This is a genomic window from Companilactobacillus paralimentarius (assembly GCF_963227125.1).
Classification (GTDB): Bacteria; Bacillota; Bacilli; order Lactobacillales; family Lactobacillaceae; genus Companilactobacillus; species Companilactobacillus paralimentarius.
This window is the reverse complement of record NZ_OY724131.1, coordinates 224,421-239,532: the sequence shown is the minus strand read 5'-3', so window position 1 is coordinate 239,532 and position 15,112 is coordinate 224,421. Positions and strand designations below refer to the sequence as shown.

The 15,112-nt window shown below is 36.0% G+C and carries 12 protein-coding genes and 1 other annotated feature; of the genes, 4 read left to right on the top strand and 8 right to left on the bottom strand.

Going from position 1 to position 15,112, the window contains the following annotated elements; all coding sequences use genetic code 11:
* Positions 1 to 19: 19 nt before the first annotated feature.
* The 4 genes from ACI6PB_RS01120 to ACI6PB_RS01105 form a co-directional block, all read right to left on the bottom strand.
* Entirely contained in the window at positions 20 to 1,801 is a 1,782-nt protein-coding gene (locus tag ACI6PB_RS01120) for an ABC transporter ATP-binding protein (RefSeq protein ID WP_404327628.1), read from the bottom strand.
* Positions 1,798 to 3,519, bottom strand: a complete 1,722-nt coding sequence (locus ACI6PB_RS01115) for an ABC transporter ATP-binding protein (protein ID WP_025085817.1) — start codon at positions 3,517 to 3,519, stop codon at positions 1,798 to 1,800. The genes ACI6PB_RS01120 and ACI6PB_RS01115 overlap by 4 nt, the downstream gene beginning before the upstream one ends.
* 342 nt (positions 3,520 to 3,861) lie before the next feature.
* A complete protein-coding gene (locus ACI6PB_RS01110) occupies positions 3,862 to 4,896 on the bottom strand; it encodes an IS30 family transposase (RefSeq protein ID WP_059075255.1) in 1,035 nt (344 codons plus the stop codon).
* Between the two features lie 129 nt (positions 4,897 to 5,025).
* Positions 5,026 to 5,880: a LysR family transcriptional regulator gene (locus tag ACI6PB_RS01105; protein ID WP_404327627.1), complete on the bottom strand. Its 855-nt coding sequence runs from the start codon at positions 5,878 to 5,880 to the stop codon at positions 5,026 to 5,028.
* Between the two features lie 110 nt (positions 5,881 to 5,990).
* On the opposite strand from ACI6PB_RS01105, the gene ACI6PB_RS01100 reads away from it, so the two are divergent.
* Together ACI6PB_RS01100 and asnA are read left to right on the top strand one after the other, a co-directional pair.
* Entirely contained in the window at positions 5,991 to 6,476 is a 486-nt protein-coding gene (locus ACI6PB_RS01100; protein WP_025085818.1) for a GNAT family N-acetyltransferase, read from the top strand.
* Positions 6,477 to 6,754: 278 nt separating this feature from the next.
* Positions 6,755 to 7,005 (top strand) — a binding site (T-box leader).
* A 78-nt stretch (positions 7,006 to 7,083) separates the two neighbouring features.
* Positions 7,084 to 8,091, top strand: a complete 1,008-nt coding sequence (gene asnA, locus ACI6PB_RS01095) for an aspartate--ammonia ligase (protein WP_025086054.1) — start codon at positions 7,084 to 7,086, stop codon at positions 8,089 to 8,091.
* 42 nt (positions 8,092 to 8,133) lie between these two features.
* On the opposite strand, the gene ACI6PB_RS01090 is transcribed toward asnA, so the two are convergent.
* The 4 genes from ACI6PB_RS01090 to ACI6PB_RS01075 form a co-directional block, all read right to left on the bottom strand.
* On the bottom strand, positions 8,134 to 8,928 hold the full coding sequence (locus tag ACI6PB_RS01090) for an N-formylglutamate amidohydrolase (RefSeq protein WP_404327626.1): 795 nt from the start codon (positions 8,926 to 8,928) through the stop codon (positions 8,134 to 8,136).
* A 177-nt stretch (positions 8,929 to 9,105) separates the two neighbouring features.
* On the bottom strand, positions 9,106 to 9,855 hold the full coding sequence (locus ACI6PB_RS01085) for a LiaF transmembrane domain-containing protein (protein ID WP_025086052.1): 750 nt from the start codon (positions 9,853 to 9,855) through the stop codon (positions 9,106 to 9,108).
* A gap of 2 nt (positions 9,856 to 9,857) precedes the next feature.
* A complete protein-coding gene (locus tag ACI6PB_RS01080; protein WP_404327625.1) occupies positions 9,858 to 10,310 on the bottom strand; it encodes a LytTR family DNA-binding domain-containing protein in 453 nt (150 codons plus the stop codon).
* A gap of 295 nt (positions 10,311 to 10,605) precedes the next feature.
* The gene (locus ACI6PB_RS01075) at positions 10,606 to 12,804 is read right to left on the bottom strand and encodes an alpha-galactosidase (protein ID WP_404327624.1); all 2,199 of its coding nucleotides are present in this window, start codon (positions 12,802 to 12,804) and stop codon (positions 10,606 to 10,608) included.
* 378 nt (positions 12,805 to 13,182) lie between these two features.
* Between ACI6PB_RS01075 and ACI6PB_RS01070 the strand changes: the two genes are divergently transcribed.
* Positions 13,183 to 13,881: a Bax inhibitor-1 family protein gene (locus ACI6PB_RS01070; protein ID WP_309510539.1), complete on the top strand. Its 699-nt coding sequence runs from the start codon at positions 13,183 to 13,185 to the stop codon at positions 13,879 to 13,881.
* Positions 13,882 to 14,185: 304 nt separating this feature from the next.
* The gene (locus ACI6PB_RS01065) at positions 14,186 to 15,091 is read left to right on the top strand and encodes an IS30 family transposase (protein WP_404327623.1); all 906 of its coding nucleotides are present in this window, start codon (positions 14,186 to 14,188) and stop codon (positions 15,089 to 15,091) included.
* Positions 15,092 to 15,112: the final 21 nt, after the last annotated feature.

Sequence of the window (15,112 nt, the reverse complement as noted above, 5' to 3'; positions counted from 1 at the left end):
TGTTCTTTATTTACGTAATTTAATCTGTCACCATTTGATTGCGATAAAGTCCGGCATAAAAACCATCCTCTGCCAACAATTTATCATGATTACCTTGTTCAATAATCGTACCATCTTTTAGAACAACAATCTTATCAGCGTTCAAAATTGTCTTCAAACGATGAGCAATAACGAAACTAGTCCGACCTTGAATAACTCGATCCATTGCCGCTTGAATGTTAGCTTCCGTGACAGTATCAACATTTGAAGTAGCTTCATCCAGAATCAATAATTGGGGATTAGTCAAAATCGTTCTGGCAATCGACATCAATTGTTTCTGACCAGCTGAGAAAATACTTTGCTCATCAGATACTTCTGTTTCATAACCCTTAGGCAAACTGGCGATGAACTCATGAATATTAGCCTGTTTAGCAGCATCGATAACACGTTCCATACTTGCTTCAGGGTCACCGAATCGAATGTTGTCCGCAATCGTTCCTGAGAATAATTGTGGATCTTGTAAGACGATACCAACATTCTTTCGTAGTTCTTTCAAAGAAAATTCACGAATATCAGTTCCATCAATCGTAATTCCTCCACTATCCACATCATAGAAACGATTCAAGAGATTCATAACAGTTGTCTTACCAGAACCCGTTGGTCCAACTAGAGCTACCATTTCACCTTTATGAACAGAAATTGAAACTCCATGTAAAATTTCTTTACCCGGTAAGTAACTAAAGTGAACATCATCAATTTGCAATTCATTTTTAATTCCAGCTAATGATTTACCGTCAGCGGGTTGAACTTCATCTGGTTGACTTCTAACTTCATCAACACGACGAGCACCTGTGATAGCTAATTGAATCATTCCGTACAAACTAGTCAATGACATGATTGGTTGGTAATACTGTTGTGCGTAGTTAACGAAAACAACGACCAAAGCTAAAGCAGCACCAGTTGATAAAGTTCCGTTTAAAGCAAACCATGAGCCAAAGAAAATAACGATGGATGTATTCAACAAGGCCATGCCCTGCATCAAAGGATTCAAAACACCTGACCAAATTTGACCGGACATAGCCGATTGACGAACTTTTTGATTATGTTTTCTAAATCCAGCGATTGAATCCTTTTGTAAACCATTAGTAATAATAACTTTTTGGGCGGTAACTTGTTCATTGATATAACCGTTCATCTTACCGATATCATCCTGTTGATGATTAACCGCCACACCTGCTTTTTTCATAACAACTGCCGCAATGATTAAGGCGATTGGAGTTGATCCCATCGTTACCCAGGCCATTGTCACATTTTGATTAAACATAACAATTAGAATACCGACAAATTGGGCTACGGATAAGAAAATTTCAATTAAAGCCTGATTCATCGCATTAAAAATGTTATCCAAATCAGAAGTGTAGCGTGCCAAAATGTCCCCATCACTGTGAGAATCAAAATATTGTACTTGCATTCGTTGCATCTTGCGGAATAACCCGACACGCATGGTACCAGTTGAATAAGCTGTAATTCTAGCCAAAATCATACTGGCTATCAATAAAGTACTGGCATCACCCAAGTATAAGACCAAGTAAACCCACAAAGTTTTATGGAAAGAACCTAAACTGGCATTCCCACGAGTCGCAGTATTCGTCCACTGTTGCAAGTAGGTTGTTAACTCAGAAACCGCGCGACCAAGATAAGTTGGAGCAATAACAATACATGCGGTTGAAATACCAATCAGTATTGCCGTCATGAGAAAACCAAACCAGTATTTTTTTAAATAGTGCCAATAGTACTTTCCTGCATTCTTTAAATCTCTCATGATCTTGCCCCCTCTCTAGCCTTTTGCGTACGATAGATTTCTTGATATACCGAATTATGAGCTACTAATTCTTTGTGATTACCATTTCCAACAATACGACCGCTATCCAAAACCAGAATTCGATCTGCTCGTAAAATTGAAGAAATTTTTTCAGCAATCACTACTGTAGTAGTTTTAGTTAAATCTCTATCCAAAGCTTCTTGAACTAATTTTTCTGATTTAGCATCCAAAGCTGATGTAGCATCATCCAAAATTAAAATCTTCGGCTGTGCAATGACACCACGGGTAATCGATAGTCTTTGTTTTTGACCACCGGAGAAGTTAGAAGAACGTTCTTCAACTGGTGCATCATAAGTTAAAGGTAACCGTTCAATAAATTCAGAAGCTTGAGCAACGTTGGCTGCCCACTGCATTTGAATTGGTGTAGCGTCCTCTTTAACTTGGCGCAAGTTGGCTGAAATAGTTCCTGAAAACAATGTCGAACGCTGTAAAACATAAGCAACCGTTTTACGTAAAGATTTTTCAGAAAGTTGGCGCACATCAACTCCACCAACTTTGATCGTACCGGAATCAGGATCATATAAACGGGCAATTAATTGAGCCAATGTCGTCTTACCAGATCCAGTTGCACCAACGATACCAATCATTTCACCAGCATTAACTTTGAAACTAACATCCCTCAATGTTGGCGCATCATCGCCAGGATAAGTAAAGGTCACATGATCAAACTCAATATCACCTTCAACTGGATCAGAATTACCCTCAACGTATGACATACTAGGATCAGTTTTCATGACTTCACCGATACGTCCTAGAGAAATATTAGCTCTAGAAGCCGCAATCATTAAGAAACCACCATTGATGACTGCAAATAGGATTTGCATTAAATAAGAAATAAAACTAGTAATCGCAGCTAAATAAGTAGGATGAATTGTTATATTTTGTCCAACTAGATAAACCGCCAAAACTACGGCAATATTAGCTGTTAAGAAGAATGCTGGCATCAAAATGGCAAAAGTATAACCGATTTTAGCTGTAACTTTCGTCAGACTATCCGAAGCAGCTGAAAACTTTTTAATTTCATGCGGTTCCTGCACAAATGACTTAACAACACGAATACCCATCAAATTCTCACGAGCTACCGTATTAACATTTTCAATATCTTGTTGTGTTTTCGCAAAATAGCCACTCATTTTTTTATACGTGTATAAACTAACTGCTATGACAATAATCATCATACCAATCAAGACCCACCACTGTTGTGGCATTGTGATCATGGCTAAAATGAAGGCTCCGACAAACAGCAACGGAATCCGACTCACTTGTTGAAAAGTCGCCATGACAATTTGCTGAATCTGATTAATATCATTTGTCATTCTAACAACTAAGTTTGACGCCGAAAACTTTTCCACATCTGCATAAGCGAAGGACTGCACTTTATCGTACAAATCTGAACGTAAATCAGTCGCTACACCCAATGCAACATGAGCCGAATAAATCGTATTGACAACCCCAGCAATAATTCCGATTATCGCTAAAATAATCAAAATTATTCCCTGTTGAAAAATAGTATCCTTATCGCCCTTCAAAATTGCATTCATAATTACTTGCAACAATCGTGGTTGCCAAAGTGTCGCAAACACTAAGGCTATGACTGAGATAAGCGCAATGTAAACATCTTTTCGATAACGCCTGATATATGGCATTAATACTTTCATTAAATTCCCCCCTTTTATTTAGTTCCAATCCAGTAAAAAAAAACAAGACACTTAGTAGCAATAGCTACCTAGCATCTTGTCCAGCCTCAAAAACAGACCCTCCGATGATTCTTCAGTTGAATTAAAACGTTAGTAGCTAATATTACAATGAATAAATATTAAATTCAAGCATCTTCCTTAATAATATAAAAAATGCCTAACAATTACCAAAATTTTAATCAGTAATTGTTAGGCATCATTAATAATATTTTTTCTATCGAAAATTTCAATAACAAGTTAGCCACTTGGACAAAATAAATTGAATCCAAGTGATATCAGTATTTGAAGTTTATAAATATGTCTTTAAGCGCCACAGGAACTAGCAAAGAGTTCTTGTGGCGTTTTATAGTTCAATAACTTTCTAGGCATATTGTTGAGCTTAAATTCTATGTCTCTTATTACTTTTGGGCTGACTGTATCCAGTGACAGCCCTTTGGGCAAGTCACGACGTATCATTCGATTATGTACTTCATTTGTTCCACGTTCACAAGATGTATATGGGTGTGTGAAGTAAACATCCGCAACGCCAGCCATATCAGATGATAGATTAGAGAACTCAGGGCCATTGTCTGCAGTGATTGAATTGATAAGATCACCATAGTTCTTTATGATCTCTTTCATAGCATAATCTACAGAGTCGGCATCTCTACCGTCAATAAGTCTCATTATTTCAAAGCGTGTCTTACGCTCTATGAGCGTTAAGACGACACTCTCATGGCCATTTCTTTTGCCCACAATCGTGTCTATCTCAAAGTCCCCAAAGGATTCTCTGCTATCAACACTTTTAGGGCGTTTCTCAATACTACGACCAAGTAGACGCTTATGCTTTTTTGAAGTATGTTGCTTAGTCGGTCTAGTTGACTTTTCTACCAGATCAATATTCCGGATTTCAAGTCGTTGTTCATCAATATATTTGTAAAGTGTAGTAGTACAAACCATTTCATCTACTAAGAATAATTCTTCGTTCTTAGCTCGTCCAACGGCCGTATCAGGTGACCATCCATTATCTATGAACTGGCTTACAAAGAAGCCTAAAAAGGCTGTGACTTGGTCGAATTTAGAAGGACGATGGCAAAGCTTACGGTTCTTTACATACTTTTGATGTGCAGTGTCAGGAAAGTAGCAATTCAAGTGTTGAACTTTACCATTAACTTTCTTGATCTGCTCAACAGTACCTCTGTTAATTTCATTGTTAATAGTCTGAGGTGAAACGCCGATAGCTTTAGCTATCTGGCGATTCGAGTAGCCAATTGAATGAAAGGAAGCAATCTTTCCACGTTCAATTTCAGTTAAATGATGTCCTTTAGGACGATTTATGATATTCTGTTCTAGCACCAAGACGAAAAACCTCTTTCATTGTCTGTGTGAGAACTCCAATGATACCTGATTTTTACGTCTTGGTGTTTTTATTTTGTCATTTTTCTAAAGTGGCTAACTTGATTATAAAATTCGCCATATTTTTTCTATCTAAAACATTTTAATAAATTCAGAAATCAAATTGGATTTCTCTTTATAATCTCTAGTCAACAAATGAGCATGAACATGATTCACAATATCAGTTTTGACAATTCGTAACTTTTGATTCTTTATTTCATTTTCTACCATTGTTAATGGTAAATAACTAAATCCTAATCCATTAACCACCGCCGCCTTGATAGCCGCAATACCATCTAGGCTAGTAGTTCTAAATTGACGTTGATGTTGTTGCCAAACAGCGGTCTCAAATTGATTGCGATAACTACACTCTGGTTCATTGATGATAAATTGAGTATTTCTATCATTGAGCAATTTTTGAAATGAAACTTTACTATCAGTTGGTACCACTAAAACCATTTCTTGTTCGCCTAAATCATGATCAATCAGTTTCTTACTTGGACGACTAGGCCACATCATGAAAGCCACATCCACTTCACCACGCAACAATGTTTCTTCATTATGTAAACAAGTCGCATTTTGCAATTCAATTTGAACCTGAGGATATTTCTGTTTAAACCCCTTCAACATCGGTGCCACCATAGAAATAGTTAATGATTCTGGTGCCGCAATTTTTAGAATCCCTGTCTGTTCTACTTCTTGATTCCAAGTCTTGATTTCAGAAAAATTCTCTAATGTCTTCGTCACCAATGGTAGAAGTTCTATTCCAGTTTGCGTGATTATGACCTGTCGCTTTTGGTATTCGAATAATTTAGTTCCTAATTCTGCTTCTAAATTTTTGATCTGCATTGAAATATTCGACTGAGTATAACCTAATAATTCAGCTGCCTTTGAAAAATTGCGTGTCTCCGAGATCATTTTAAAAGTGGTTAACTCACGTATATCCATAATTTTGTCCTAACTATCAGTTATTTTGATAACATCTATTCTTAATATCAATTATACATATTAAGAATCTCATATTACAATTGAACCATCATTAAGAAATGAGGCTTTCCATGCAAATAATTCCTTATCAAAATAATCCTAAGAATCAAGCTCAGTTAGTCGATTTAATTAATTATTGTCAAAACATCGAAGCCAAGTTAGATATCAAAATGGCTGAACAGGACGATATTTTTCAAATTCCAACCTACTATCAAAAAAATGGCGGTAATTTTTGGATTGCTTTAGACAATAATCAAATTGTAGGTTCCATTGCTTTTTTGCCCTTAGACAATAAAACTGCAGTCCTAAAAAAATTCTTCACTTATCCACAATATCGTGGTCAACCTCACCATTTAGGTGCCCAACTTTATCAAACTTTATTGACCCATGCCAAACTAAAGTCATTCCAACGTATTGTTTTGGATACACCAGAAAAAGAAGAACGTTCACACTATTTTTATGAAAAAAAAGGCTTTCAACAAGTCACTTTAGAAAATTTTCACACTGACTATCCTTATCCTGACCGTGATTCCAGACTATATGTTCTAACTATTTAACCAAGTTTTGAACGTCATCAACTAATTTTTGAGACATTTCTAAACTCTGATGTATATCATTCACTACTTTAGAATATCCCTCTAATAGTTCCTTTGACTTAGGGTGATTGGGATAGGTTTGGTAGGCCAACTGTAAATCTAAAATTTTAGATATTTGAAAAGTTAGTTTTTACAATTTCTCTACATTAGAGCAATTCTAATTAGTCTCTCTAAAATTAGTTTTTATCAAATTTTTATTTTACATTTTCAAATTTAATGCTAATATAAGTGTCACAAGATAAAAAACGACAAGAAAGAAGAGTAAGTTTTTCCACACTGACAGTGAATTGGGAATGGTGAGAACCCAATTAGTAAATGGAATTACTGAATAACACTTTCTTATGTTTCTGGCCGAAATGACTATGTCAAAGTAAGTACAGACGTTAACCGGTACGTTACCATCGGTGGAGCATGTTTGTGCTCTTATTGAGGTGGTCTATTTTTATATAGGCAACTTGGGTGGTACCGCGAAAAGTCTTTCGTCCCAGTTATTATTAATTTAATAACTAGGATGAAAGACTTTTTTATTTTGCATAAATGGAACTATCAATCAATTGGAGGACTCAAAATGGACTTAATTATACCTAAGGATTACGATCCAAAACTATCTGTTAAAGAAACTCAAAAAGCGATTCAATATATTCGTGAAACTTTTCAAGATGAATTCGGTAAAGAATTAAACTTATCCCGTTTATCCGCACCAATGATGGTCGAAAAAGGTACTGGTTTGAACGATAACCTTAATGGTGTCGAATCACCTGTTTCCTTTACGATGAAAGGTATTCCCGGTGAAACTATCGAAATTGTTCACTCTCTAGCAAAATGGAAACGTCTAGCTTTGAAACGTTACCACTTCGACATGCATGAAGGTATTTACACTAACATGAATGCTATCAGAAAAGATGAAGACCTCGATAACATTCATTCAATCTATGTTGATCAATGGGATTGGGAAAAAATCATCGCTAAAGATGAACGTACAACTGAAACTTTGGAAAGTACGGTTAAACAAATTTTCAAAGTTATCAAACATATGGAACACGAAGTTTGGTATAAGTTCCCTAAAGCAGTTCATCACCTACCTGACGAAATTCACTTTGTTACAACTCAAGAACTAGAAGACCGTTGGCCTGACAAAACTCCTAAGGAACGTGAAGATGCCATCTGTAAAGAACTCGGTTGTGTCTTCTTAATGCAAATCGGTGGACCTATGAAGAGTGGCAAACGTCATGATGGCCGTGCTCCTGATTATGATGACTGGAAATTAAATGGTGACATTCTTTTCTGGTATGAACCTTTACAACATGCCCTTGAAATTTCAAGTATGGGTATCCGTGTTTCTGAAGAATCAATGAAGGAACAATTAAAGATGGCTCACGCTGAAGATCGTGCTAAATTACCATTCCATCAAGCCTTATTGAAGGGCGAATTACCATACACAATCGGTGGTGGTATCGGACAATCCCGTCTTTGCATGTTGTTACTTGGTAAAGCTCACGTTGGTGAAGTTCAAGCTGCAGTTTGGCCTGAAGACTTACGTAAGAAATGTGACGAAAATAATATTCACCTACTATAAAAATAAAGCTCGTATTCTGCTTTTGAACAGAGTACGAGCTTTTTATTTGGATAAAATATAATTAAGCAATTCCATAAAAATATTTTGCAAACTATTCTTAGCTGTTGTGAATGTACCCACATCAACTCCGGACAGTTCTTCTTCACCAAAGTAACGATTTTCAATATACATATGATAGGCCAACTCAATTTGCATCGACTCTACACGCGGATTCTGACCGTAATGTGGCGTGATATAACCACCTGTGAACGGATGGTTATTGGAAACTGAATAACCTTTTTGATTGAATTGTTCCGTCATAAATTGACGTAATTTAATATCAGAGGTCGTATCAAACCGATTACCCAAGACAACATCATCTGTTTTAACGTCTTCATGTGGATATTCCGCAAAACTGTGGAGATCGAATAAATATACCTTTTCAAACTTCCCCAATTTATGATCAATTAATTTTTTCAATTGTTGATGATATGGCTTGTAAAAAGTTTCGATTCGTTGAGATATTTGATCTGGTGTTAACGGATCTTGATAGATATCCTTGCCGAAAGTCGTTTTACTATAAACTGCTTCGTAACGATAATCACCATTTTGATCAATCATAGTAAGGTCTCGATTTGGATCTGCCATATAGCGATGCACATTATTTTGTAAAGTAGTAAATCCACTTTGTGGTAGAAAGTCATATAAATCAGATAAAAACCAATCAACATTAGGCAAAAGTCGATCTGGAATAATCTTTTTTTGAATATCAGCGGGGATTTGCGTCCCACTATGTGGTAAATCAATAACTATCGGTAATTCATCAATTTCTTCATTGTAGACTGTGAAGTTCTCCATCAGTTCTCCCCCTCTTCTTTATTTTATTAGACTACCATTTTTATAAAATAGAAACTTACTTTTGCTTTTCTATTTTAATATTTTGCCATTTTGCTAAAATAGAACATCAACTTTGCTCTCCTATTTTAATATTTCGTCGTTTCACAAAAATAGAGCCGCATAATTGCGACTCTATTTTTAAATATAACTAATTTTTAAATTACCTAAGGAAACTAATCCTGAAATTGTAACATCTGGACTATCTTCATCAACGTTGCGAACACCATCTTCCGTGATGTTTCCCATATTGTTATTTACGCCCTTGATAATATTCCAATTACTAGGAATGTATAATTCAGCTCCACCTAAAGAAACATTAACATTAATAATCGCCGTATCCTTAACAGTCACATGATCAAAATAAACTTTAGCTTCGCCCATATTCACATCAATATTAGCTGTCTTAAAATCATCCGACTTCACATATCTAACGCTGTTACCCATTTTGACATAAACATCGACATCTGGCTTATCGATTGTTTTCATATCAGGCCCGGATTTATACTCATAGCTAAAAAAAGGACCACGATGACCTCTAGTAAAGGCTTTTCTGTATCTCATCCAGGGACGATGTCTATTCAATAATGGATTCAAAATCATTGATAAACCAATTGTTATTAACAAGGCAGCTCCCAATATTGTCCAAGGAACAATCGCCGTAATTCCTAAAGGCTTCGCATACAGGATTCCCAAGAACGCTAAGGAAAAAACCGTTCCTGAAATTGAAAAGTACACTAAACTCTTAATTAAAACTGCTGCTAAAAATATCGTTGCTATGATTGTCCAAAAACTGAACGTGTATGTAATTAGATGCAATTGACTGACAACTAGAATGGCGGCACTTAATAATAAGAATAAGCCCCAAAAGATTCCATTTCTATTTTTCATAATTAAACCTTCCTTTGATTCAATTTGATCTTCAAACTCTTTAAAAATCGCCTTGAAACGTAAATTTGCTTGTAAGAATCACGAAATTGAACAACATTACCAGTTACCGAACGCGTTAACGAGAGAATTTCATTAACATTCAAAATAGCTGACTTAGATATCCGCAAAAAATTATCCGGCAAATTCTGTTCCAATTCGTATAACCGATAATGAATTAAAAAGGCATTGTCTTTAGTGTGCGCGTAGACATTTCGATCGTTAGTCTCAAAAAATAAAATTTCTCTGAGTTGCAGTGAATAGATAGTATCGTCCAAATAACCATTGAGACTGTGAAATCTAGTTTCAACTTCTTTGATGTTATGTAAAATTTCTTGAACTTCATCATCATTTTTATTCGCACGAATCACAATTTCTTTTTCCAAGTATTGTGGCGAAATATCTACTTTTATTTTCACATCGAACAACCCTTTCGTTAAATGTATTACACCACATCCCTATTCTGATGTACACACTATTGGTTTATGTGGTTTAAATTCGTACCTAAGTGGTTATCTTAAACTAAAAGAACAGCCTCCATTAATCATTCAAGATATATCTTTTACTTGAATCTCTTAATAGAGGCCGTTCCTATTTATTATTTAAATTTTATAATGATTACGGATTTAGTGCGGAATAGTTAGCTCCAAGTCGACCCATGGCGTTTCAGCCAAATTTTCTTGTTGTGGAGGACGGCAGAACCTAACTTCCAACTCATTTAGAATTGGAAGCTTCTTCAATATAAATTTGTTCTGAAGGGTAATTACCCTTTGGTTGCATCAATTTCAATCCAGCATTCATTAAAGCATCACCACTGTAAATATTATCTTTGATTTTGTATTTAGCATTAGACTTCAAACCACGTAATTTAATATAGACGAACGGAGGATTACCAACTACATCCGTTGCCACAATCGTAACCAAACTTTTCGATTGATCTTTAGCAACAATTTGCCAAGCCACAGCATCATTATCACGATCAAACGGACTGACTAGACGATAATAATCACCTTCGAAGGTCATTTCTTGAACCTTTTTGTAGAAATCAGTATAAGCCTTAGCCTGCTTTTTATCCGCATCACTCATCTTAGTAACATCCAACTCATAGCCAAATGTTCCCGCCATTGCTACATTGGCTCGAGTTTCAAATGGCGTTACTCGTCCATTCTGATGATTAGGACTAGCCGAAACATGTGACCCCATCGTCGATATAGGATAGAAGAAACTAGTACCATATTGAATCTTTAAGCGATTGATAGCATCTGTATTATCCGAAGTCCAAATCTGAGGTTCATACGCTAACATCCCCAGATCAAATCGAGCTCCACCACTAGAGCAACCTTCAAACAAAACATCTGGATATCTCCGAGTTAATCGACCCAACAACTTATAAAGTCCCAATACATAGCGATGTTGTAGTTCTCCCTGACGACTATCAGTCAAATCTTTAGAGTACCATTCAGTGATTGGGCGATTCATGTCCCACTTAATATAACTAACATTAGCACTATCTAGAACACCAGATATCCGATCGAAAAGATAATTTTGAACCGCTTCTTTCGACATATCCAAAACCATCTGCCCTCTACTCAATAGTGGTCTGCGGTGTGGAAAATTCAAAACCCAGTCGGGATGAGCATTGTAGAGTTCACTATCTTCATTAACCATTTCCGGTTCAAACCAGATTCCAAATTCCATTCCTAGGGCATTGATCTTCGTAACCAATTCATTCAACGAGCAACCTAATTTTTGTTCATTTACAAACCAATCTCCCAAAGAACTATTGTCATCCGAACGCTTCCCGAACCATCCATCATCCATAACAAAGAGGTCTGCACCGATATCCTTGGCTGCAGTCGCAATCTCTAATAATTTTTTACCAGTAAAATCAAAATAAGTTGCTTCCCAATTGTTGATCAAAACTGGACGTGGACCGTTGATATATTTACTACGGCAAAGATTTTCTCGTATCGCATCATGAAAGTTATGTGATAGTTGCGTCAATCCCGTACTAGAAAAACTCATAACCGCTTCAGGAACCTCAAACATTGCTCCTGGATCCAACTGCCATGAGAATTCATTATCACCGAGTCCCAAAGTAACACGACTCTGTTCCAAAGTACCCAATTCAGCTGTTGCTTGAAAATTACCACTATAAACTAGATTAAATCCGTAACAATCGCCAGTTTCTTCAGTCGTATCTTTATTTAAAAGAATAAAACCAGGATTTTCTTTAGCACTTGATATTCCATAGTCCGATCCAAAGGTCGTTACATTATGAGTCAAAGAGACACGTTCAAAATTACGTTCATCTGCCCAACGACCGTGAAAATGGATTAAGTCATACTGACCTGAGATAAGATCGAGTGATAGGGATTGAGTCTTTTTTAGCTGGATTGCATTTTCACTAAGATTACTGATTACCACAGCTCGTGTGATAACATCCTTATCTTCGAATACTCCATAGTAGAGTTCAACTTCAATATCGGAGATAACATCTACCAATGTAATTTTTAACGTTTGTGCATCATTATTATGAGAATAAAACGAAGGTAACTCGGTCAAACTGTATTTACCAGCTAAAACTTCGTAGCCTTTGTACTTTAAATCAATAATTCGCGTACCGTCAGCATTCTCAACATCCAAAGCTACACTACCTAAATCTCCTGTTCCAACAGTTGGAAATTCTTGCGGCATCAATGTTAAGGAACCAACTCGATTCTTTGATTCATACGGATAAGGCGTAAAGTGAGAAGGCCCATCATATAGCAAATATGAAAGATCTTGATGATCAATTCTCTTTCCATAATAAAGATGATAAAGATAACCAAATTCGCCCACCTTCATTTGATAGGTGCTATTTCGAGTCTGAAGTGTAAATAATTTCTTATCGTCATTTATTAGAATTGCCATTGTCAGTTTCCCTTCTACTTTTAACAGTCTTTATTCCACCACTGTCTTAGATACTAAACCAATGTTTATTGCAAAGTAACCCATTAAAGCATTGAAAATAGATAAAAAATAAATCTAATCCGGAACAGAAAAACCGATGGCTCAGATGTGAAATTCTACTTGGTGATTTATCACCTAGTAGAAGACTAGTATTTGAGATAATTGCGAATTTCAATTAGCTCAAATCTATGTCCACATCGTTCCAGCCAATCGGTTTTTCTGTGGAGGATGGCATACTTCTTAATAAGAATCAAAATAATAATTCCATAATATTTACTACTAATATCAATAAATGTTATGCTATTGTACAATAATTATAGAGTCTTTAAGGAGGAAACTATGCAAAGTATAGACAAAGTAAAAGCCACTGGTTTGGCTAGATTCACATCCCTAGTTTACTTATACACTGGCTTGGGAATTGCTTTTTGGATGATTTGTGCTCAAGCAATCGCTAAGAACACTGCTTTATCCATGGCCCTGTTCCAAGGTATGGCAAATCACCGTATTATTTCATTAATTCTAATGATCGGTGTTCCGATGGGATTCATCAGTTTATGTAGTCGTTTCGCAACAAGATCTTATTTCTTAACCTTTTTAACTTACTTAGGATTCTTGTTCACACTATCATTTATTGGTGTTCCAATTTTCTACATGTATTCAGCTAAGAGTATCATTCAAACGTTAACCGTTACATCGGCTATCTTCGTTGTTTCAGCTTTTATTGGTTTCGTTACCAAGAAAGATTTGACTAAGTGGAGCCGTACTTTAATGATTGGTCTTATTTCAATCATCGTGGTTGAAGCAATTAATCTTTTCATTTTCAAGAGTACAGCCTTAATGATGCTCGTTAGTGGAATTATCATCATCCTCTTCTTGTTCTACATTGCTTTTGATTCTCAAAATATCAAACGTATTTATCAAAACAATGCTACATCAGAGAGCCTTGGTGCTATTGCATTACTTGCATCAGTTAACTTGGTACTTGATTTCATTAACTTGTTCTTGAGTATCATTCAAATTTTTGGAAATAATAACTAAATAAAAAGCGTAAAACTATCATCTAGTTTTACGTTTTTTATTTCCACTTGAATCAAATTATTTGCATATAGCTTAATAAGCTAGTAATATCATCATTTCAAAGAAAAGACCCGAAAACGTCAGCCCTCATATGCTATGTTTTCGAGTCTTTTTTTGTTTTAAATCGATTCTGAAAGAACCCAATGGCTAATTTTATAATCAAGTTAGCCACTTTCAATAAAAGCTCAAAATAAAAACACCAAGACGAAAAAATCAGGTATCATTGGAGTTCCTACACAAACAATGAAAGAGGTTTTTCGTCTTGATGCAAGAAAATGATACCATAATACGAACTAAGGGACACCATTTAACTGAAATTGAACGTGGTGAAATAGCTTCGCTTCACCTTTTGGGATTCTCAAATCGTAAGATTGCTCACGCCGTTGGCGTTTGCCCTCAAACTATTAATAATGAGATCCGCAGAGGGACCGTAAGACAGGTTAAAAAGGTTAATGGAAAACAATATTTCTCTAATGATTATTACCCTGATACCGCTCAATTACGTTATGACACGCTGCGTAAGCAGTGTCATCGACCTTCTAAGTTTAATCGAGTTAAACAATTCCTAAGCTACTTTGTAGAACAGTTCAAACAGGGGTGGTCTCCAGATATAATCGCAGGTAGATCACGTGTCGATGGGTTATTCTTTAAAGATGAAATGGTATCAACTACCACTCTTTATAAGTACATCGATGAACAACGTTTAGAGATACGTAATATAGACTTAACCGACAAAATGAATAGATCTACCAAGCTACACGTTTCGAAGAAACATAAGCGTCTATTGGGTAGAAGTATCGAGGAACGTCCTGAGAGCGTTGACTTGCGAGAAGATTTTGGTGACTTTGAAATTGATACTATCGTTGGTAAGAGAAATGGTCACGAGAGCGTAGTCTTAACACTTATTGAGCGTAAATCCAGATTCGAGATAATGCGACTTATTGACGGTAGAGATGCCGACTCTGTTGATTACGCTATGGAAGAGATCAAACATAATTACGGTCACATTATCAACTCGATAACCGCAGATAATGGTCCTGAATTTGCTAATCTCGATTCTATTGCTCCAGATTTAGTATCCTCTATTGAATCAAAGCTCAATGATATGCCTAGAAAGTTGTTGAACTACAAAACTCCACGGGAACTATTCACTAGTTTCTGTGGAGTTTAGAAATGCACTTTTCTGGCACTG

Bases quoted from the DNA above. Each gene is read 5' to 3' on its own strand.
- ACI6PB_RS01105 (WP_404327627.1), bottom strand. From the start codon at position 5,880: ATGGATATACGTGAGTTAACCACTTTTAAAATGATCTCGGAGACACGC.
- ACI6PB_RS01075 (WP_404327624.1), bottom strand. From the start codon at position 12,804: ATGGCAATTCTAATAAATGACGATAAGAAATTATTTACACTTCAGACT.
- ACI6PB_RS01120 (WP_404327628.1), bottom strand. From the start codon at position 1,801: ATGAGAGATTTAAAGAATGCAGGAAAGTACTATTGGCACTATTTAAAA.
- ACI6PB_RS01100 (WP_025085818.1), top strand. From the start codon at position 5,991: ATGCAAATAATTCCTTATCAAAATAATCCTAAGAATCAAGCTCAGTTA.
- ACI6PB_RS01065 (WP_404327623.1), top strand. From the start codon at position 14,186: ATGCAAGAAAATGATACCATAATACGAACTAAGGGACACCATTTAACT.
- ACI6PB_RS01090 (WP_404327626.1), bottom strand. From the start codon at position 8,928: ATGGAGAACTTCACAGTCTACAATGAAGAAATTGATGAATTACCGATA.
- ACI6PB_RS01085 (WP_025086052.1), bottom strand. From the start codon at position 9,855: ATGAAAAATAGAAATGGAATCTTTTGGGGCTTATTCTTATTATTAAGT.
- ACI6PB_RS01115 (WP_025085817.1), bottom strand. From the start codon at position 3,519: ATGAAAGTATTAATGCCATATATCAGGCGTTATCGAAAAGATGTTTAC.
- ACI6PB_RS01070 (WP_309510539.1), top strand. From the start codon at position 13,183: ATGCAAAGTATAGACAAAGTAAAAGCCACTGGTTTGGCTAGATTCACA.
- asnA (WP_025086054.1), top strand. From the start codon at position 7,084: ATGGACTTAATTATACCTAAGGATTACGATCCAAAACTATCTGTTAAA.